Source organism: Eubacterium sulci ATCC 35585 (assembly GCA_001189495.1).
Classification (GTDB): domain Bacteria; phylum Bacillota; class Clostridia; order Peptostreptococcales; family Anaerovoracaceae; genus Eubacterium_B; species Eubacterium_B sulci.
Map to the genome: position 1 here is coordinate 1,032,094 of CP012068.1, position 22,351 is coordinate 1,054,444.

14 protein-coding genes and 1 pseudogene are annotated in these 22,351 nt (G+C 36.5%); 1 reads left to right on the forward strand and 14 read right to left on the reverse strand.

Features of this window, described 5'->3' with window-relative positions:
- Window positions 1–197: 197 nt before the first annotated feature.
- The 8 genes and pseudogenes from ADJ67_04765 to ADJ67_04800 form a co-directional block, all read right to left on the reverse strand.
- Complete coding sequence (locus ADJ67_04765; protein ID AKT47024.1) at window positions 198–7,025, reverse strand: hypothetical protein; 6,828 nt, start codon at window positions 7,023–7,025, stop codon at window positions 198–200.
- Window positions 7,026–7,198: 173 nt separating this feature from the next.
- A complete protein-coding gene (locus ADJ67_04770; protein AKT47679.1) occupies window positions 7,199–8,005 on the reverse strand; it encodes a 4Fe-4S ferredoxin in 807 nt (268 codons plus the stop codon).
- A 56-nt stretch (window positions 8,006–8,061) separates the two neighbouring features.
- The gene (locus tag ADJ67_04775; protein AKT47680.1) at window positions 8,062–8,784 is read right to left on the reverse strand and encodes a hypothetical protein; all 723 of its coding nucleotides are present in this window, start codon (window positions 8,782–8,784) and stop codon (window positions 8,062–8,064) included.
- 90 nt (window positions 8,785–8,874) lie between these two features.
- Window positions 8,875–9,699 carry a hypothetical protein gene (locus tag ADJ67_04780; GenBank protein AKT47025.1) on the reverse strand — a complete coding sequence of 275 codons (825 nt, stop codon included), beginning with the start codon at window positions 9,697–9,699 and terminating at the stop codon, window positions 8,875–8,877.
- 17 nt (window positions 9,700–9,716) lie between these two features.
- Entirely contained in the window at window positions 9,717–10,268 is a 552-nt protein-coding gene (locus ADJ67_04785; GenBank protein AKT47026.1) for a 1,3-beta-glucan synthase regulator, read from the reverse strand.
- Between the two features lie 10 nt (window positions 10,269–10,278).
- Complete coding sequence (locus ADJ67_04790; protein ID AKT47027.1) at window positions 10,279–11,001, reverse strand: hypothetical protein; 723 nt, start codon at window positions 10,999–11,001, stop codon at window positions 10,279–10,281.
- Between the two features lie 24 nt (window positions 11,002–11,025).
- Window positions 11,026–11,469, reverse strand: coding sequence for a hypothetical protein (locus ADJ67_04795; GenBank protein AKT47028.1), 444 nt, complete (start codon window positions 11,467–11,469; stop codon window positions 11,026–11,028).
- A 351-nt stretch (window positions 11,470–11,820) separates the two neighbouring features.
- A pseudogene (locus tag ADJ67_04800) lies at window positions 11,821–13,497 on the reverse strand (hypothetical protein).
- Between the two features lie 430 nt (window positions 13,498–13,927).
- Between ADJ67_04800 and ADJ67_04805 the strand changes: the two are divergent.
- Entirely contained in the window at window positions 13,928–14,947 is a 1,020-nt protein-coding gene (locus ADJ67_04805; GenBank protein AKT47029.1) for a hypothetical protein, read from the forward strand.
- 22 nt (window positions 14,948–14,969) lie between these two features.
- Here the strand turns inward: ADJ67_04805 and ADJ67_04810 are convergent, their stop codons facing one another.
- From ADJ67_04810 to ADJ67_04835, 6 genes are all read right to left on the reverse strand, one after another.
- Window positions 14,970–15,866, reverse strand: coding sequence for a hypothetical protein (locus ADJ67_04810; protein ID AKT47030.1), 897 nt, complete (start codon window positions 15,864–15,866; stop codon window positions 14,970–14,972).
- A 6-nt stretch (window positions 15,867–15,872) separates the two neighbouring features.
- Window positions 15,873–16,457: an SMI1 / KNR4 family protein gene (locus ADJ67_04815; GenBank protein ID AKT47031.1), complete on the reverse strand. Its 585-nt coding sequence runs from the start codon at window positions 16,455–16,457 to the stop codon at window positions 15,873–15,875.
- A gap of 13 nt (window positions 16,458–16,470) precedes the next feature.
- Window positions 16,471–17,544, reverse strand: a complete 1,074-nt coding sequence (locus tag ADJ67_04820; protein ID AKT47032.1) for an ankyrin — start codon at window positions 17,542–17,544, stop codon at window positions 16,471–16,473.
- Between the two features lie 31 nt (window positions 17,545–17,575).
- Window positions 17,576–18,127, reverse strand: coding sequence for a membrane protein (locus ADJ67_04825; protein ID AKT47033.1), 552 nt, complete (start codon window positions 18,125–18,127; stop codon window positions 17,576–17,578).
- Window positions 18,128–18,244: 117 nt separating this feature from the next.
- Window positions 18,245–20,305 (reverse strand): hypothetical protein, encoded by a 2,061-nt coding sequence (locus ADJ67_04830; GenBank protein ID AKT47034.1) that lies wholly within the window; start codon window positions 20,303–20,305, stop codon window positions 18,245–18,247.
- 66 nt (window positions 20,306–20,371) lie between these two features.
- Window positions 20,372–22,345, reverse strand: a complete 1,974-nt coding sequence (locus ADJ67_04835; GenBank protein AKT47035.1) for a membrane protein — start codon at window positions 22,343–22,345, stop codon at window positions 20,372–20,374.
- Window positions 22,346–22,351 lie beyond the last annotated feature (6 nt).

The window sequence follows — 22,351 nt, forward strand, 5'->3', positions numbered from 1 at the left end:
TATTGGATGTGTCATTTAATTTTACACAATGATTATACCCCATTTTTATAAATAAATCGATATTTTGTTTAATTTATTTTGATGAAAATTATTGAATCAAAAGATTATTTTTTTCATCCAGATAAAGAAGACCCTTGCATTTGCAAAGGTCTTCTCTTGATACTATTTAGTTTTAGATAGTTGCTTTGAGCTAGAGCTTATTCCTCTTCCTCTTCTTTTTTCTTCTTAAGAGCTAGAAGTGTTAGAGCTGCTCCAGACATTGCTGTAAATCCTGCATATCCAAGTAGATTTGAATCATCACCTGTGTTAGGTCCTCTTCCTCTTGATCCATTAGTACCACCATTGTTTGCTGGTGGAGCAACTGCAGGTTTTGAATTAGCATCCTTAGGATTTGATCCCTTTGCTATCTCTTCAACATCTGTAACTCCATCGTTATCATCATCTGGATCTGTTACATCAGGATCTCCATCTCCATCTGTATCTCTCTGGACAGTGATTTCGATAGTCTTTGTAACCTTTGATCCATCAGGATTTGTTACTACAACTGGGATCTCGAATGTTCTAGTTTCCTCGTTTGGACCCCAGTCAGTTACATTAGGTGTTCCGCTTACTGTCTTTGTAGTTGGGTCATAAGTTACTCCATTTGGTAGCTTAGTCTCATCTACTGTTACAGTAGCATTATTGTTTCCAGGTGTTATTACAACATTTGTTACTGGCTTTCCATCTACAACAGTCTGTGTTGGATTTGAGATTGTTGTAGGTGCGATTGGAGTAATTACAGCTGCTGGAATTGAGTTAGCATCCTTAGGATTTGATCCCTTAGCTGCTTCTTCTACATCTGTGTATCCATCATTATCATCATCTGGGTCTGTTACATCAGGGATTCCATCTCCATCTGTATCTCTCTGGACAGTGATTTCGATAGTCTTTGTAACTTTTGATCCATCTGGATTTGTAACTACTACAGGAATCTCGAACTTTCTAGTTTCCTCATTTGGACCCCAGTTTGTTACGTCAGGTGTTCCACTGATGGTAAATGTTCCTGGGTTATATGTAACTCCATTTGGAAGCTTGGTTGTATCAACTGTTACAGTAGAATCGATATTTCCAGTTCCAATTAGGATTGGTGTTATTGGATTCTCATCGATTACAGTCTGATTCTTGTTTGAAATAGTTACAGGCTCTACAGGAACGATTATAGCTGCTGGTCTTGAGTTAGCATTCTTAGGATCTGAGCCCTTTGCAATTTCTTCAGCATCTGTATATCCATCTCCATCATCATCTGTATCTGTTACATCAGGTGTTCCATCTCTATCAGTATCTCTCTGGACAGTGATTTCAACAGTCTTTGTAACCTTTGATCCATCTGGGTTTGTTACTACTACTGGTACTTCAAATGTTTTAGTCTCTTCGTTTGGACCCCAGTTTGTTACAGCTGGTGTTCCGCTAATTGTCTTTGAAGTTGGGTCATATGTAACTCCGTTAGGAAGCTTAGATGTATCCACTGTTACTGTAGCGTTGCTGTTTCCTGGCGTGATTACAATATTTGTAACTGGATTTCCTTCAACAACAGTCTGTGTTGGGTTTGAAATTGTAGTAGGTGCAACTGGTGTAATTACAGCTGCTGGTCTTGAATTAGCATTCTTAGGATCTGAGCCCTTTGCAATTTCTTCAGCATCTGTATATCCATCTCCATCATCATCTGTATCTGTTACATCAGGTGTTCCATCTCTATCAGTATCTCTCTGAACAGTGATTTCAACTGTCTTTGTAACCTTTGATCCATCTGGATTTGTTACTACTACTGGTACTTCAAATGTTTTTGTCTCTTCGTTTGGACCCCAGTTAGTTACAGCTGGTGTACCGCTAATAGTCTTTGAAGTTGGGTCATATGTAACTCCATTTGGTAGCTTAGATGTATCAACAGTTACAGTAGCGTTGCTGTTACCTGGTGTAATCACTACGTTTGAGATTGGATTTCCTTCAACGATAGTCTGTGTTGGATTTGACACTGTCGTTGGGGCAACTGGTGTAATTACAGCTGCTGGTCTTGAGTTAGCATTCTTAGGATCTGAACCCTTTGCAATTTCCTCAGCGTCTGTGTATCCATCGCCATCATCATCTGTATCTGTTACATCTGGTGTTCCATCTCTATCAGTATCTCTCTGAACAGTGATTTCAACTGTCTTTGTAACCTTTGATCCATCTGGGTTTGTTACTACTACTGGTACTTCAAATGTTTTAGTCTCTTCGTTTGGACCCCAGTTAGTTACAGCTGGTGTACCGCTAATTGTCTTTGTTGTTGGGTCATATGTAACTCCATTTGGTAGCTTAGATGTATCAACTGTTACTGTAGCATTGCTGTTACCTGGTGTAATTACAACATTTGTAACTGGATTTCCTTCAACAATAGTCTGAGTTGGGTTTGAAATTGTTGTTGGGGCAACTGGTGTAATTACAGCTGCTGGTCTTGAGTTAGCATTCTTAGGATCTGAACCCTTTGCAACTTCTTCAGCATCTGTGTATCCATCTCCATCATCATCTGTATCTGTTACATCAGGTATTCCATCTCTATCAGTATCTCTCTGGACAGTGATTTCAACTGTCTTTGTGACCTTTGATCCATCTGGATTTGTTACTACTACTGGTACTTCAAATGTTTTTGTCTCTTCGTTCGGACCCCAGTTGCTTACTACTGGTGTTCCGCTAATAGTCTTTGAAGTTGGGTCATATGTAACTCCGTTTGGTAGCTTAGATGTATCCACTGTTACTGTAGCATTGCTGTTACCTGGTGTTATTACAACATTTGTAACTGGATTTCCTTCAACAATAGTCTGAGTTGGGTTTGAAATTGTTGTTGGGGCAACTGGTGTAATTACAGCTGCTGGTCTTGAGTTAGCATTCTTAGGATCTGAGCCCTTTGCAATTTCTTCAGCATCTGTATATCCATCGCCATCATCATCTGTATCTGTTACATCAGGTGTTCCATCTCTATCAGTATCTCTCTGGACAGTGATTTCAACAGTCTTTGTTACCTTTGATCCATCTGGGTTTGTTACTACTACTGGTACTTCAAATGTTTTTGTCTCTTCGTTTGGACCCCAGTTAGTTACAGCTGGTGTACCGCTAATTGTCTTTGAAGTTGGGTCATATGTAACTCCGTTTGGAAGCTTAGATGTATCAACTGTTACAGTAGCGTTGCTGTTACCAGGTGTAATTACTACGTTTGAGATTGGATTTCCTTCAACGATTGTCTGTGTTGGGTTTGATACTGTTGTTGGTGCAACTGGTGTAATTACAGCTGCTGGTCTTGAGTTAGCATTCTTAGGATCTGAACCCTTTGCAACTTCTTCAGCATCTGTGTATCCATCTCCATCATCATCTGTATCTGTTACATCAGGTATTCCATCTCTATCAGTATCTCTCTGGACAGTGATTTCAACTGTCTTTGTGACCTTTGATCCATCTGGATTTGTTACTACTACTGGTACTTCAAATGTTTTAGTCTCTTCGTTTGGACCCCAGTTTGTTACTGCTGGTGTTCCGCTAATAGTCTTTGAAGTTGGGTCATATGTAACTCCATTTGGTAGCTTAGATGTATCCACTGTTACTGTAGCATTGCTGTTACCTGGTGTAATCACTACGTTTGAGATTGGATTTCCTTCAACGATTGTCTGTGTTGGATTTGATACTGTTGTTGGAAGAACAGGTGTAATTACAGCTGCAGGTCTTGAATTTGCATTCTTAGGATTTGAGCCCTTTGCAATTTCTTCAGCATCTGTATATCCATCTCCATCATCATCTGTATCTGTTACATCAGGTGTTCCATCTCTATCAGTATCTCTCTGAACAGTAATCTTAAATGTCTTTGTTGTAGTTCTTCCAGTAGCATCCTTAGCTTCGACAGTTACTGTAAACTCTCTTGTTTCCTCATTTGAACCCCAGTCATTTACAGCTGGTGTTCCATTAATCTTTCCATTGCTATAAGTTACACCTGTCGGAAGATCCTTAACTGTTACAGTTGCACTAGGTGTATCTGTTGTTACTGCAATTTCAGTAATAGGATTGCCCTCTACCACAGTCTGATCTGCAATAGGATTAATTCCTATAGAAGGAATTGAGTTAGCATCCTTAGGATCTGAGCCCTTTGCAGTTTCCTCTGCATCTGTATATCCATCTCCATCATCATCTGTATCTGTTACATCAGGATTTCCGTCTCTATCAGTATCTCTTTGAACAATGATTTCAATGACCTTATTAACTTTGGAACCGTTAGGATTTTTAGCCTCTACTGGGATCTCAAACTTTCTAGATTCCTCATTAGGTGCCCAGTTAGTTACTCTTGGTGTTCCATCTATAGTATATGCACTAGAATTAAAACTTACTCCTGCTGGAAGGTATATTGTACCAACTGTAAGCTCTGAGTCTATGTTTCCTGGTGAAATCATGATTTGTGAAATAGGATTTCCTTCTACAACAGTCTGACTTTGATTGTAGATATCAAGTGGATCAACATATCCAATTATAGTCGCAGGAATTGAACCTGAGTTCTTAGGATCTGAACCCTTTGTTGTTTCCTCAGCATCTGTGTAACCATCTCCATCATCATCTGTATCTGTTATATCAGGTGTTCCATCTCTATCAGTGTCTCTCTGTACGGTAATCTTAAATGTCTTAGTTGTTGTATTACCTGTAGGATCCTTAGCCTCAACTGTTACTGTAATATCTCTTGTTTCTTCATTTGGACCCCAGTTATTTACAGCAGGTGTTCCGCTGATCTTTCCATTGCTATATGTAACTCCATTTGGAAGACCTGAAACAGTTACTGTAGCTGTTGGATCATCTGTTGTTACAGTAATTTCAGAAATTGCATTACCCTCAACTACTGTCTGATCGCCAATTGCATTGATTTCAGGAGCTTTAATATCTTTCCATACTGCATATACTTCTTTCGCATCAGTTATGTTTGTTAGGATATTTGCATCAGCTTCTGTTGCATTAGCAGACGCTGCCCAACCCATAAACTGATATCCATCTCTTGTAGGTTCTTCTGGCTGTGTTGCAGTACCCGCCACTGCGTTAACTATCTTATCAGTGTTTGTCCCATCAGCCCACTTACCACCATTGGTATCAAAAGTAACCTTGGTTGCGCCTACGTTAACCTTGGTACTTGAAACTTTTGGATTCTTACCATCTGGAGAATATGCAACAAGAATTACTTTATCCCCATCCTGGAATGTTCCTGCTGGAATATTTACAGTAAAATTACCATCTGTCAAATCAGAAAATGGTATAGTGGTCTGTGCTTTGACTGGTTGCGTTGTATAATCAGTATCATCAGCAATATACTTATATGCTTTTACAATTACATTGCCAGCGTTTGGATTTGTTGCGTTTATTTTCTTTGTTGTATCTGCAGGGTTATCATATATTGTTTTAGGTACTGTTCCCTGTATTACCTCTGCTTGATTCGATTCAATTTCTGTTGTAGTTACATTTGGCTTTGCAACTAGATATGACTTTGGATTTAGGATGTCTGTCTTATCTGTTAGATATTCCTGTGCATCAGGAACTCCGTCACCATCTGTATCAACATTAAACTTATCTGAGTCAATTTCATCCTCTAGGAAGTCATATAGACCGTCCTTATCAGTATCTAGTACCTCTAGGAATGCATTTGAATATGTGTTCTGAACAATCTTGTTAGGCTTTCCACCGTCTGGCTTTCTGATTCCCTTAAAGGCACTTGTAGAGTCAACAAAGTCAGCTGTGAGCCATGACTCAAAGTTAAGCTGCTGATTATTATTAGTGATATATTCATTAAGAGCCTTTGCAAATTCCTGATTAGAAACATTGCTCTTAAGCTTGTATTCAATAGTATAAGATCTTCTCTGACCTAGGGCTCCATAGAAAACCTGTGAGTCTAGAGTGTTTCTTACCTGAGTAACTTTATCCCAATCTCCGCCTACTATGCTAAGCGATGGAGTATCCTTAGTTGAAATAACACCATTTCCGTTAGGATCAACTACAAGCTTAATTGGATTAGATGCTGTTATATTTCCTGTAGGTGTTGATACGCCAAGTCTAACGTTATCAGTATCAATATACTTTAGAAGTTCTTTAGGAATAACTTCGTTTATATATAGAACCCATCCAGAGTTTGCCTGAAGGAAGTTCTGGTCAGGTTTAAATGATACAGTTGACTTGATAAGCTTGTTCTTAGCATCATAACTTACTGCCTTGCCAGTATTTCCACCTGAAAAGTTTCCGTCCTTTGACTGGGTTCCATCATTAGTAAGTAGATTCAACCCTGTACCTAGGTAGTACTCGTTTCCGTTGCTAGGATTACTTGGAAGTGTTGGCACATTAGTATTGTTCTTTAGGATAAATCCATTGTCATATCCTGCCTTATCTGCCTTACCATCTCCTCTTACCCAAACAGTTGTAAAGTCAATTCTCTTTGATGCCATGCCTAGACTATCAAGAGTAGCACCATTCTTAAGCTTAATTACAATATCACTATTTGTAACAACTCCAATTAATCCTGAATGAAGAGTTTGGTTATTAATAGGAACCTTCCATAGCGCTCCATTAGCTTCCTTCTCAAACTGAACGCCGTTCACTGTTATTGATTCTATCTGTGTATAGAATTCATCATCAAAAAAATTAAGTAGATATCTTCCATTATATGGGCCTTTATTAGTATCACCCCAGCTGTGTGCAAGCTTTGCCCACTTTGTTACTGTTAGATGTATTCCATTGCTATCTTCTTTTGTGTAATCTGTTCTTGCATAATCCAAGACACCATCAGTTTCTCCACTAATAGTGTAGTTAGTTTCATTAATAAGTGATCTAGGCTGACCACCATCTGCATTAGCCGTAATTGGAGTTAAAAACATCATAAAGCCTAGCACACATGATACTAGCCCTACAGATAGCTTTCTCGTTCCATAACGTGGCTTCTTCTCTTCGCCTTTTCGTTTCTTTTTCTCAATTACCTGTCTAAAAATCTCAAAACGATCCATCTAAACCCTCCTAATAAAATATCTCTAAACTCACATACTGCAATATATACATCTGAGTAAACTGACAAAACATTCATATATTAATCTTGCGCAATTAAATATTGCTCAATTATTATACACATTAATCACTAAATTGACACTGTAAATATTTTACAATTATTGATTATTTGTGTTTAAAGTGCATCTACCGGACAACTTTTTACACATTCCATGCATAGTATGCATTCAGTACCATTCTTTCGTCCTCTTGAATTATCTGTTACATCTACGTCCATAGGACATACACGCTTACATTTTCCGCATGATATACACTTTGATGTATCACACTTAATTCTTACTACTGAAAAATAGCTTGTTGGTTTTAAAAACACTGTGATTGGACATAAGTATTTACAAAATGCACGATTGTCTTTGAATATGAATGCCAAGGCAATTCCAACTATATAGTAAATTATGTTCCCAACTATAAAAGATATGAACATTATTCTTTCTATATTTGCTACGTGTGCGAGGAATAGCGTTATAACAAAGCCTAAAGACAATAGAAACATTATGTATCGAATCCAGCCTATCTTGCTTCTTACATGATTTTCTGGCACCTTGTATGGTAAAAAGTCTAAAATCATGGCAGTCCAGCATGCATATCCACACCACCCTCTACCAAATAGCAAAGGTCCAAATATTTTTGCTACCGCGTAGTGAATAGTTGCAGCCTGAAACACACCCATAAATAGATAGTACCAGAAACCCTCTATCTGCATGTTCTCCTGATTAATAATCCCCAGGTATACAAGCATGTATATACCTACCAAAAGTTGTACTACACGCCTGGCATGTTTATACTTAGCAATAAATAAGGCTTGTCCCATACTAATGGACAGGCCTATATAGCTGAAATTTATTAAGTAAAATAGATTGTCTTTTATTAACCATAAGCTAAATGCAATTATCTCAAATAAAATAAGCGTAGCTATTGGCATAAATTTCTTGTTCAACTTATATCCTAATCCTCAATATTTGTATTAAAATGCCCCTACTAAATCTCTATCTTAAGAGAATCGCCTTCTAAATAGACTGCCTTAGACTCTCTAATTGTAAGCTTTTGTTCTTCAGACATTCCTATAGTTTCTCCATCAAGAAGTGTAACATCTTGATCTATAATATAATAAAGGATATTGCTTAGAAAATCAAACAAATAATTGACATCGATATCACTATTTATGATTTCCATTTCAAGTTTTCCAAATTCTGCAAGTCCATAGGAGTACATGCTAGTTTTACCATTTTCTTGAACTAGGCCAATGTATATCCAAAGCTGTATAGGCAGCATCTCTTCGTTTAACATATCAGCAAAGTCTATGTAAACTGACTTTGGTACTAAAAGTGTTGCAGAGCCTTGATATATGCCTATTGCAGTATCGCAAGTTCTAAGTAATGAAGCATTAATTTTTGTAAGCAAAGAATACTTATCTACTGTAGAAGCATCACCGCTCATAACAGATAAAATTGCATGATGAGTATGCTCCATAACTTCTGTCTCAGCCTTATCCCACATATATGAGAACTGGCAAAGACTCTCAAGTTCTTCAGATGGGACTGGTGCAGGCATAAATGCAAGTGCAACAAGCTCACCGTCTATACTGAAGGTAGCGACCTCATCGTTTCCATCCACATCTTTAACATCAAGCTTCCAGTAATTTTTAAGATCATCAACTATAGCATCTAATGAGTAGCCTTCCTCACCCTTAAAAAGCGGCATAGAAAGAACAAGCTTTTTTTCTTCACTCACTTTGTTATTTTCTTTATTTTTCTTGCTAAAAATTCCCATATAAAGTCCTCTCAATTATAGTTATTTACGCTTAAGTAAACGTGACAAGAGCCCCTTCTTAGGTTTGTCTACATTTTCATCATTTGAATTACCACTTGGCAATTCAGTATTTGTCTTCTGATAAACTACATTCTCAGCAATTTCGTTTTCATTCATTCCTGTGGCTTCTTTCACCTGTTCCATAGCTACTTCTTGATATATGAGCGCACCTTCAGGATCGCAATTCATGATATCTGAATTACAACTTGAATTATTTAAATCAAATGGATTAACCTCCATGATTTCAGTAGCTTCCATGACTCCACTGTCTGTGCTAGCAGCATCTTGAAGAGCCTTAATAAATACCCCAAGATTTGCTTCACCGAAGGCATCTAAAATAGCGCTATGAACTTTTTCATCATTCTCAATATCAGCTAGGAGTTCCTTTACCTTATCAGGACCGATAAAAACACCTGATGAATAATTCTCAGTAATTGTATCGCTTCCAGGTATTGGCACCCAGCTTGGAATCACCTCTGCCCACGGCGTGCGATATTTATCCATCTCTGGGGCTCTTTCAATCAAAAATGAAAAAGCGGATCCTCTCACATATTGATACTTGCGAAACAGGCCGATACATGCTGCCATCGCGTAGAGAATGCCTTTTTCGCTAGGAAACTCTGTGTATCTTGATGCGATATCTTTGATAATAAATTCATATTTTTCATCAAAGAAACCCCCTCCCTGAGCTTCAATTACACTCTTTAGTATACTTTCATCTCCATCTTTCATTGCCTTTACTGGCTCAAAGAACCAGCTGTTCATCTCATCAATTCTAACTGGATGATATGTTATATCAAAACCCATTTGCAAGCCTCCTGTTTCTACTTATCTTTGTTATTTCTTTCCCTTAGCTTTTCTACTTTATCATTCTTGCGTTCTTCTAACTCTGAGATTTGATTTAGGAGGAAGCTCTCAAAGTCACCTTCAACATCTATTGTTTCATACCAATTGAAAATAACTATCTTTCCTTCTCTATCAAAGCAAAAAATTTGATCTCCATCTCCTATTACCGAAAAGAAAGGAATGTAGTCCGTAAATCCTTCATCATGAATTTGTTTCGTCTTGACGCGTATATCTAGAAATTCAGGTACTTCATTTGATATACCATAAACCATGATTCCACGGCAAAACTCCCAAAACGGAGCAACTTCGTACTCTTTTGCCATTGGCCAGATTTCTTCTCTAACCTCCATATATAGACCGCCTAGAGGAGACATAGTAAACTCCTTAAAGTCTTCAGGTAACTTTACCTTGAACTCATCCTCATATGCCTTTATATCTTCTTCTGATGGTGAATTGCCTCCACATGCGAATACCTGATATGTATCACGGTCATAGTTTCTAAAATAATCATAAACTTTTTCGATAGACATATATACCTCACTATCCTAAATAAATATACTCGCAAACTATGTCGCATAGTCCGCCATTTGCATCATAACCAAAATAAACAGGATACCTTCCATCCCCAAAGCCTGATTGTATCATTGGAATTGACAGTTCAGAATTTGGAATCTTAAAGTTAATCCAGTCACCACCATCTCTTTGGTACAGTGGATGTTCCTTAGCGCTCTTAGCAAAGATTTCTGCAAAGAAATCGTCATATATATTCTTTCCTGGATTTGCTGCATTCCACTTTTCTTCAAAATCACAGTACGCATTTCTTGTTTCAACATCAACAATTGTTGCAAGTCCAGCATCCACATTAAATCCGAATATACTATCCTCATCAACATCATCAAGATTTTCATCGCCCTTTAGGGCCTCATAATATTTGATAGGAGCATTATCTGAGAATCTCACTCTACTGAGAACATACCTATAGTTATCCTCGCTTATCTTTGCAACCAAAGTCTCAATGCGAAAAGTTCCCTTAGGTACAGATGTTAAATAAGGCTTCTCATTCCTGTTTAGCCATACTAATGGGTCTCTTACAAGGATTTCTCCCGTAGGAAACTTTATTTCTCCCATATCTAATACAAATATTTCCTTGCCTTGAATTTCTTTCATCTCAAAGCATTCTGCATAATTTACCGGCGAAGTAAGAAGTTCCTTAACTTCTTCATATTTTGCATTCCACTCCTTTGATGGCTGTAGCTTTTCCATATATACTCCTTTGTTTAGATAAACTTATCCGTTAATTCCATCACATTCAATTTCGTATTTACCGCTCACTATCATATTTGCAAGATGTCCGCATAGATAATCAGGTTCTGTATCTAGATCAAATGAGAATTCACTATCTCTTCCATTAATGAAAATGTATATATTTCCTACAAATAAAGCATCTCTAAAATCATCTTCAGTAATTTCGGTATCGAATTCTTCACTGGCAAATTCTATGCATTCATAGTTTTCCTCCATGAACGCATCGATTACATTTAGCTTATTATCATTTAACCATGAAACCTTTTCTATGAACTTTTCTATTGCTTCTTCGCTTTTATCTACATTTTCGAAGATAACATCAGTTTCTCTACCCCATATATTCATTTTTCCAAGATATGCACCGCTATAGATACCATCCTCTTGCAGTTTAAACTTGTTACCTTCAATAAAAATCATATTATCCATGTATCAGACCCCCATAATAAATAAGTTAATTTAATGCATTTAGAGCGTTTAAGATATAAGTAAATTATCAGCTATTTTGATTATATTTTCAATATAAATTTATAATTATATGCATCAAAAATAACCCTTGAAAAATAGATTAAACTAAATCCAAGGGTCACAGCTTAAATATTATTTTGGGTTGGTAAAAAACTATTTTCTTCTCTTTATAGCTCCTGCTGTAGCAATCGTTGAGCCTGATAGAATTATAATCATCATATACAGAAAAGCATTTGAACTGTCACCTGTCTTAGGAGGTGTCTTAGGTTTTGGTGGAGTCTTTGGTGGAGGTGGTAGTTTCGGCTTATCCTTATTTGTAATCACGTAGCCACTATCCTGACTGCCTGTTATCTGCACGATAAAATCTCCAGTTAATCTTTCTTTTACAGTGTAAATGTAAAGCTTACCACTCTCATCATATTTAGGGAGATTACTAAAAGTTATCTTCCATTCTCCTGCAGGATTAGGTCTCATTGTTTCATATCCAATGTATAAAGGATTATCTCTACTATCTTCAGTTGCACGATAAAGCTCTATTTCAATGCTTGTAGGAATAGCAGTAGCTGATGATACCTGCCATCTCTTTGTTACATCAACTGAGGTTAAGTCGCTATCTCCCATGATAACTGTGCCATTTGATCCTATGCCAGCACCTCTTGTTGCAGACTTGTTTCCTGAGATTTTGACTCTTGCAAGCGCTTTTGCATTTGCGTCATCCTTAACATCTGTAGTTAGCGAGATATAATCATTATTTATTGCCATCAGACGTCCAGATAATTTATTTAGTGGCACGGGATCACCGTTTTCGTCCTTCCATAGATATGCTGTTCCACCCATCATAAATGGTGAAATTTCATATGCTGGATCGCCGCTATGTGTACCAAAGGCAGTACTTGCTAGAATGTACACCTCATTTGCAGAAGCAGCACTGTTATTATATAGTGCTACACCGCTTTTAACGTAAATATGCGTATCTGAGCTTGGGCAAGAAGCATAGCCTCCTCCTTCGAGCTGCGCGGTATTTTCAGTTATAAGGGCATTTTTTATCTTTAGAACACCATTATTAAAGCCAGTACTCTCTGCAAAGCCGTTTACGTATATTCCACCGCCTCCAAAAGCGCTGCTTCCAAGTCCTGATCCTAGCATTTCGTTATTTATAATTGAACCACCTGAGATTGTTGCTGTACCATGTGCATCTCCAATACCAGCCTGTATAAAAATACCACCACCTGATGCTCCAGACTTATTACCACTGATAGTTCCACCTGTCATAGTCAGGTTCTCTGGTGCGTTTGACTTAGTGTAAGTTCCTACAGAAATTCCACCACCTACTTCTTCTGAATAGTTATTGCGAATAACCGCATTGTCACTTATATTCAGATTGTTGAACGTCGTACGACCAGACCATGTAGCAATACCGCCTCCAGATGCAAATGTACCAGGACTTGACAGAGCACTATTATTTTCAATAACTCCACCTGACATGTTGAAGTTTGCACTTCCACTTAGGTAAACTCCTCCACCCCATGTAGCCTGATTATTTTTGATTGTTCCGCCCGTCATATTAACTGTGGATAAATCTATGTAAACAGCTCCTCCAACAGCTATGTTGTTGTCTTTTACGATGTTATTTTGCAAAACAGTGCCATCTTTGATATCTACATTGGCACCTCTAATATATACAAGATTTCCTACGTTAGAATTACTGCTTTGCATAGCAGCCTTATTTCCGTCGATAGTTATATCATGAAGTGTAGCATCATTATCAATTCTAAGAACATCACCTCTGAAAGATGGATCTCTTTTAAGAATTGCATTAGTTCCGCTTAATGAAACATCCCCGCTAACAAAAACAGTACCTGTAACCCATATTGTCTTTACTCCCGGATTTGCCGCAGCAATCTCCTTAGCTTTCTCAAATGTTTGAACAGCATTTTCTGCCGTGCTAGCATCCTTTGTATCATCACCTGTATCACCATTTAGGTAGATTTCAGTAGCCGAGCTTGGCAAAGCAGCAAGTGAAAGCCTTCCTGTAACTAGCCTATTATTCACGCCCTCGCCTGCATAAGCATTAAATGTACTAAACCCAAGCGTAACAACTAAAATAGAGCTTATTATTGCTGCCAAAATCCTAAGTTTTGCTGAATCAAAAATAAGCCCTGAGTTTGTTTTTCTCATATTTGTCCCCCCTTAAACCAAAACTCTATCAAAAAATGACCTTTGCATTAAATACACTGAATTGTAGTCCCATCGTTTCACTTGTATCTAAAAATCATTTTTCATAAAATTTTCTAATTATAATATAACATAGTTCTCATTCATTACCAATACATTTAATTTAAAATATGCATTGATATAGAATAAAGTGGTATAATGCTATTTAGATATTTAATCAATTCTATTTGTTGAGAGGGTTTTAATGGCTTCATTCGTATTTGTTTTATTTTTTTATTTTATAGGCATTATGACACTTTCAGTTACGCTTTTCATGTATTTTAGATTAGCATTTTCCGTTATAAGACATAAAGAAGTTCCAAGATGGATTTACAAACTTGGACAAGCTTTACAGGGACGAATGCCAATCAAATATGATAATGTGACTGATCTAGGTGCTCTTGCCGAAGCAAGTTTTGCTATCATTACTTTGATACTGACAAACCTTGTATTAGGATATTTTTTTTATCAAAGCTCAGGTAGTCTGGATTTTGCAATATTTAAATGTCTAAAATTACAGTTCTTTATTGTATTGGTACACCGCATTGTGATGTTTATAATTAAATTAATTTATGTAAAGCTGTCATCTAACAAGAACATCCACCTATATTCTCCAGTAAATGCAATACTCGGCGGATTCTTCATAACAGCCTTTGTCATCATGCTTTGCCTAGGTCTTTCAGGGTATCCAGAAAAACCTGTTAATGTACAGATATCAAATGTTAATGTGACCATTGGAAGCACGCAAGCCTCTGAGCTTTTGGCAAATGGCTTTAGCTTTGAAGGAAATACAGCAGATAGCAAGATCACAAACTCACGTAACGATCATTTCTTTTACGGCGAGCGCGTTCAGCTAATTCGCAACGGAAAATCCTATGGCTATGTTTACTTAACTCCAAAGTGGAATGATACTGATAAGCTAAAAGACTGTGTCATTACCCACTACCGCATATCTGGTGATAATAGTCAGCTATCTGAGGTTAAGATAAACAATATTGATATATCAAAACTAAATCTTAGTGATTTTAAGAGCAAAGATTTAAAGAATATCTATTCTCTAGATCCTTTAAATTCAGAAGAAATTCGACTTGAAGATGACTACACTCTGGTTATGCAAACCAACGAATATTCTCTATGGAAGAGATACAGGATAGAAGCTAAGTTCTACGGTGACGGAAAACTCGATAGTTATAGCGTTGGAGCACAATATGAAATATGGGAGTAAGCTTATAGCCACTCCCATTTTTTCATTCACTTTTTTCCCAGATTATATCCTTAACAAGCTTATATGTTTCCATAAACTTGAGATGAAAAGCCTCTTTATCCCTCGTTATCTCTTCATATATATCATTGAGCGTTTTAGCCGGCGCGAGAGTCCAAAGAGAATATGGATTAAGCTCGATTTCAGCTATTTTTTCTAATTTATCGAGTATTAGACCTAAATCCTTATGGTTAAACCAACAGTCCGTATCGACAGCAAACTCCTTACCATCGGAGTTATGTGAAATTTTGATATCAAAAATATCATCAAGACTGAAATTATCATCTAAATTTACCCCGACATTTTTAGATAAGTGTGAACATGCAATCTCGCTATTTAAAAAGTCATCCACGCTCGGCTTATCTTTTTGCAATAAACGAGTACATGCTAAGTGATATTCGATTTTTCTCGGCGTTTGATTTATTTCGGATACAAATAGCAAACCGTATTCGTCTTCAAATTCAACGCTAATTACATCTCCCTGCGTAAAGTAAGGCTCGCGCTTTACTCTCAACTTAGGCACCTTGATAGGTCTGGGATTTTCGCTTTGAAGCTGTATAGCTAATTTATCAAGGGCCCTTTGCCTTTGTGACTTCGCCTTGCTGTCAATTTCAAGCCAAAAGTCATCAGCCCCATTCTCAATTAGCTCAAGCGCCTTAGTCTTTATATCTTCCGGAAGATGTCCTATCTTCCAAAGTGAATAAGCAAGCGCAGTCCAATAAATTTCTGTGTAAAAATCATCCGTGCAATAATTGCTCTCCTCATCTAAGATATCAGCAATTATATTATCTATATTTTCACCGTCCTTATATCTTTCGACTATAAAATTATAGATGTCATAGCCATCGTCGCTATCTATAATCTTTACTCCATCAATCGCCATTCTGTTCTATAAGCTCCCTACTATGTTTTCTACAAGCTCAGTGATATCCTTTGAGGCATAGAGAATTTCATCTGGATCATGGATATAACAGATTACTTGCGCCATGTCGCCATCCTCGTCAGGATCAAAGTCTAGCATTAAATAACAGCTATCACAGTACTGCGCAAACGGAATCCACTTCTCGTTGAAAAGATATGGCTTTATTCTCGTATCGCGCATCTCCTCAATATCTTCGTCAGAAAAATATTCAGGATAATCTGTTAGCAAAGCATTCTTATTTTGAAAATAGCTCTTGCAGTTTTCAATTTCTGAAAGGCTCATTAGATTAAAGCACATATAGCGTTCGTCAATCTCACAAGGCAAAATGCCCATGTACTTGCTTCCATTTTTGTACTTATACAGCTCCTTGAATCCATCTGGTAGGCTGATTCCAAAGCTTTCTTCAAATTTAGAAAGTTCATCATCAGAAGCTCCTTCTAGTTCAAGATACTCATCATAATATTCTTCTTCAATAGGATCATCTAAATCCCATTCATCAAAGTTCTCGCAGATATACTTCTCAATTAGCTTTATGTTTTCAATCATTCCCATTGCGCTTATCTCCTTATATGTCTCCGTCTATAACTTTCTGAAGGTATGTTGATATATCTTCCATAAAATCCTTGAAGCTACAAAGATCATAAAGTTCCTCATGCTCAAGGTCATATGCAGCAATCTTCTTGCTCTTAGGATTCCAAACTATATAAAAGTGATCATAATCACCAGTTGACTTTGAAATTCTAAGAAGCTTTTTTCTTCCGATTTTCATTGGAATAGTTTCTATCAAAGGAAAAAACTCAATATAATCAAAATCACAGTCATCAAGTTCAAAGCGAAGCTTGTCCCCTTGTAAAAACTCAAGCAATGATTTTGGGAGCTTATATGCCTTAAGCTCATCTAGCTTATTTTGTAGGCTATAGAATTCCTCTGGCTCAAGTGATTTGAAATATTCGGCCATCTCAACATCGCCCTTTTCTACGGCAATAGTGTAAGGCCTCATTCCATCCTTTTCGGTTATTGTAACATCTGCGCCATGCTCTACTAGATATTTACACATTTTTAAATCAACGTATCTAGCTGCAACACATAGCGGAGTTGGACAAAAAGAGTAGACATCATCAGGACGATTGAAGTTGATATCTACACCTCTATCAATAAAGAAATCAACGGCCTCATAATTACCTTCACTTACAGCTTTCCTAAAAGCCGGTCCGCCATACTTTTTAACACTATGCCCTAGCTCGTCTATCAAAGCCAGATTTTCAATTTTACCTCCATACAAAGCCTGCTCAAATGCATCTGAATCGACTCTGTTTAGAACATTAATTTTCGCGCCATGTGAAACCAAATATCTGATCAAAGGCTCGTCGCAATAGCGTGCAGCTAGAAGAAATGAAGGATTATCCTCATCATTTAGATTTGCTCCTTTTTCCACAAGCCATTCAACTGATCTAGCCTTGTTCATAATCAAAGCAAGAGCAAGTGGTGAAAGACTTGCATATTTAGAAAACTTGATTTCTTCATCTAGGTCTAAACCCTTTGATAGTTCTTCATCAAGCATATTAATATTCTCATCTATTACATAATTAGCAAGCTCTGGTATGCTATCATAACTACCTATGTCTTTTATTTCTATCATAGTATATCTTTTAATCCTTGCTATTCTCTAACTAGAAACTAACCTTTACATTTTCGCGCTCGGCTTCGTTTTGCACCTCAAACATTGGCTTAGCAGAGAAATTAAATATCTTAGCTACAATTGCTGATGGGAAGGTTCTGCATTTGATATTAAATCTCTTAACAACAGCATTGTAGTACTTACGTGAGTTTGCAATGTCTTCTTCAACATGATTTAGCTGGTTCATAAGTTCCTTAAAGTTTTCATTTGCCTTTAGCTCAGGGTAAGCCTCAGCTACTGCAAATAGGCTTCTTAAGGTTCCAGTAAGAATATTTTCATTTTGTAGTTTTTCTTCTGTTGTTGATGAACTTGCTACGGCAGATCTTGCAGCTACTACAGCTTCTAGAGTCTTTGATTCATGAGCAGCATAACCCTTAACTGTCTCAACAAGATTTGGAATCAAGTCATATCTTTTCTTTAGATATACGTCCATGGTTGCAAAACCTTCTTCGCAGTTTGCAGACAACTTAATAAAACCATTGTAACTTACAATTAACCATAGTAGTAGCAATACAACTATTCCTATAATTACATAAAGTAACATATCAACACCTCATTTTCTTATTAATATAATGCAATAACTTATTGCTATCTTTGATATATCATAGCACCATATTGATGCTTGTACAAATATATTGGGCTTTTATTTTGCTACTTTCGCTTACCAGGCACCGCCACCGCCACCGCCGACACCGCCGCCTGAGAATCCGCCGCCACCTCTGAATCCTCCACCGCCACCGGTGAATCCGCTGCCTCTACTGCGACCCATAAATCTTCCAGGGTATGTCTTTGACACTTCAATTTCTGTTCTTAGTTCAATATTACTTATCATCGTATTAACTATCATAGGGTTTAAAGCATTTTGTCCAAATGAAGTGTAAGAGCAATGGTTAGGCACCGATATATTATTAAACTTTGAAATCCATTTATCTGTTAACTTAAACACATATGCATAAGGTAAAACATCATAGAAATACGATGGATTTTCATCTACAAGCTCATTGAGCCTATCGAGCTCTACAGTTTCTATAAAGTTCTTAAATCCGACAATTTGACCAAATATATTTCGGTTATAATCGCTTCTGACTTTTATCCCGTTTATTAAAAAAGGAAGAAGTATCAAATATATTATAAAAGCTAAATACAGATATATTGGTGTTAGGTATCTGGAGATTGAAAAAAAATAAACATTTAGTGCAATTGCACATATTCCATAAAGTATACCAAACAATATTATATTACGTATATTTTTTGATGCATTACTCATTTTTCTGTATGATATTTTCTTTACTATATAACCAATCGATAAAATGCAGATAGCTGTAATTAGAATAATTCCACGTGGAGGAATATCCCAAATTTCGGTGTGCAATCTATATAAGTAAAATAGCAAGGTTGATACAATTCCGACACCTCCTAATATCTTAGCAGTCAGTTCACGTTCCTTAGATTTCTCAGAGTAGAATGATTTATCTCCTTCAAATTTTTCTATAATACTTGTGCAAATTTTATCAATAGATTTTCCTAATTTTTTACCGGCATCGTCTATGCTAATCTGTATGCCTACGCTTCTTTCATATGTCGAATCAAATAAAGCTACGTAGAAATCATTTACATAATTTTCTTCATTCTCAGGAGTCTTTAAAGATGTAATCATAATCTTGTGTTTATCTTTGTTATCCTCTATTTTTATGTATCCTTTTGATGCTAAATATAAGTAAAGTGAAACAATATCTTCATTATCGATTACTTCGTCTGCCAGATATCCGAGCTCTGCCGATGTAATTCCATCCGGCGGATTAAACATCACAGGTATTATAAGATCTTTATTTTTGTGGTTTGCATACTTAAATACTGCAATAATAATTATAATTATTAAAAGTAAAGCCATGTTAAAATTGATATTCAATCTATTACTTGGAACATCAACCCAGTAGTTTTTAGGTGTATCTACTTGAAGTGTCACTCCGTAATTTGCCGGAAGCATAGTTGCCTTGTAATTCAGCGTATTGCTTTTCTTATCGTATTTCCACTTAGTAGTTTGCTTAGTACTTCCAAATTTGCCTACATAGCTTTTCATCTTTGAATACGGAAAGTCATCAGGTAACTTAACCGTTACATTTGCATTCATGATGATCATTTCCCAGTTTGTTGGTATTACATTGATATTTATCTGCTTATCTGCATTTGTTGTAACGTAATTTTCTATTTTGTATTCAATTTCATATCTTTTTCTTCCAAATACAGTTCTATCGGGACTTCCGATTGTAATTACCTTATTACCTTTCACAATATTCACATTGTAAGTCTCAAATGGGACTTGTATATCATTTATTTTGTAATTGCCCGTAAGTGGAATAGACCTTATAATACCATGTTTATTTCGATCTAAAATTACACCGATTTCCTCTTTAACATTATAGCTATAGTCCTTATTTACCGTGATTTCAACATTAAAATAGTTTGTCGTTGCTCCATAAGTCTTGAACTCATCTCTTGCAGCTTCGCTGTTTGGTGTTTTATCAAATATTTCATTGATTTCATTGGTTTCATTGGTTTCATCGTAATATAATTTATTATAATCATAGTATTCACTGTTCCAAATATCGCTTTCTTCTGCTTCTTCTGCAAATGCCGGTACGATGCTCAAAGCTATAAGTAACATAAGTAATGCTATAACTATCTTTACATGCCGTTTCTTATTTATATTATGCACATACATACCTCCTTTAATATCACTTTTTAAAATAATTGAATCACTTCACAACACGTGCAGGTAGTTTACAGTTTACCAGGCACCGCCACCGCCACCACCGGCACCGCCGCCTGAGAAACCACCGCCTGAGAAGATACCACCACCGGCATCTGGATTTGATACAGAGATTCCATCAAAGGTAGTTCTTTCAATGCCATGCATCATCCAGTGTACATTCATGTAATTAAAGGCAGTCCTGTCGTATTCAGCGTAACCTTTATGAGATGGTAGCTTTATATTTTCGAACTTTTTGACCCATTTTTTGGTTAGTTTAAATACGTATGCATATGGCAGTACATCATAGAAATACGATGGATTTTGCTCCACAAGCTCATTTATCTTGTCTACCTCGGCTAGTTCAATGAAGTTTCTAAATCCGATGATCTCTCCATAGATTTTACGATTATATGCACTTCTACTCTTTATTCCTATTATAAAGAATGGCAAAACTAGCGAATATACTGTGATTGCTATATTTACATAAATAGGTGTATCACTTTTGCTTAAAAATAAGATTAATACATTTAGTCCTATTATGAATAATACATATGCAATAGCAGAAAATAGCACACCAAACATACTCTTCGATGCTTTATTTGACTTTCTATAGAATATTTTCATTCTCAAGCTTTCAAGTAGTGAACCCCACATGGTAGCAATTAGTATACTCATCACTATTAGCGATATTCCTGTTACTAGATTATCGTAAAAAACTAAATGTGACTTGTATATGGTAAATAATAGTGTTGTAACAAATCCAATATATCCAATTATTATTGACGTAAATTCGAGGTTTTTACTCTTCTTAGAATATATACTCTTTTCCCCTTCAAATTTCCATTCAATCTGGCTTTTTATCTGTTTATATGATTCACCTATATTTTCACCAGCCGTCTCTATATCTACTTCTTTGCCAATTGTATTATGTTTAGTTGATCCAAATAGTGCTTCATAAAATTCATTAACGTATTCTGGCTCATTCAAAGGTGTGTTTAGAGCCCTTATGATAGTATCCTTCCTGCTATCTCCCTCTATTATCTTTATGTATTCCTTTGATGCAAGATAAAGATAAAGTGAAACTATATCTTCTCTATCAACATGCTCATCTACTAGATATCCAAGTTCTGCAGGCGTAATGCCCTCAGGTGGATTAAACATTACCGGAACAACAATTTCCTTATCCTTTTTACTTCTAAGTTTGATGACAATTATAGCCGCTAAACAGGTAATGATGATTCCAACATTTAGTGGATTTGTCCAGCCTTTGCTTGGTGCGCCTTGCCAATAGCCTTCTGGAGCATACGCTAGTAAGGTAATGCCGTATTTTGATGGGATCATGTTCGCAGAAAAATAAAGTGTCTTATTTTTCTCATCGTATACCCATCTTCCGAAGTCACTTGTGCTTCCGTAGCCTCCGGTATAGCTCTTCATATCTGTGTATTTAAAGTCATCTGGCAGCTGTACTTTGACATTCGCGCTCATGATAATCATTTCCCAGTTTGTTGGGATTACGTCAATATATACATGATTTTTTGCATTCGATTGAAGGTAGTTATGAATGGTATACTTGATTCTGTAGCTTTTCTCGCCTTTGACTTCTCTATCTGCATTTCCGATTTTGATTACGTAGTTACCTTCTTTTTTTCTTACTTCGTATTCGTCACCTTCGACACTTATATTATCAATCTTATAGTTTCCCGAGATAGGTATATATCTTACAATTCCATGCTTACCCCAATTAAACAAAGCATCAATAGTCTCCGTAACCTCATAGCTATAATCCTTGTTGACCTTGATTTCAACATTGAAATATCTAGTCGTTGCTCCCTGAGTGATAAATTCATCAACAGCATATTCGCTGTTTGGGACTTGGTAAATGATGTTTTTTAGCTCTTCTGTTGATTCACCCTCTGCGAATGTAGGAACTACAGCAAAAGCAATGAAAATCATAACCAAAATTCCAATAATGCTAATGTGTCTTTTCATATTAATCTTTAACATATGCATATTTTC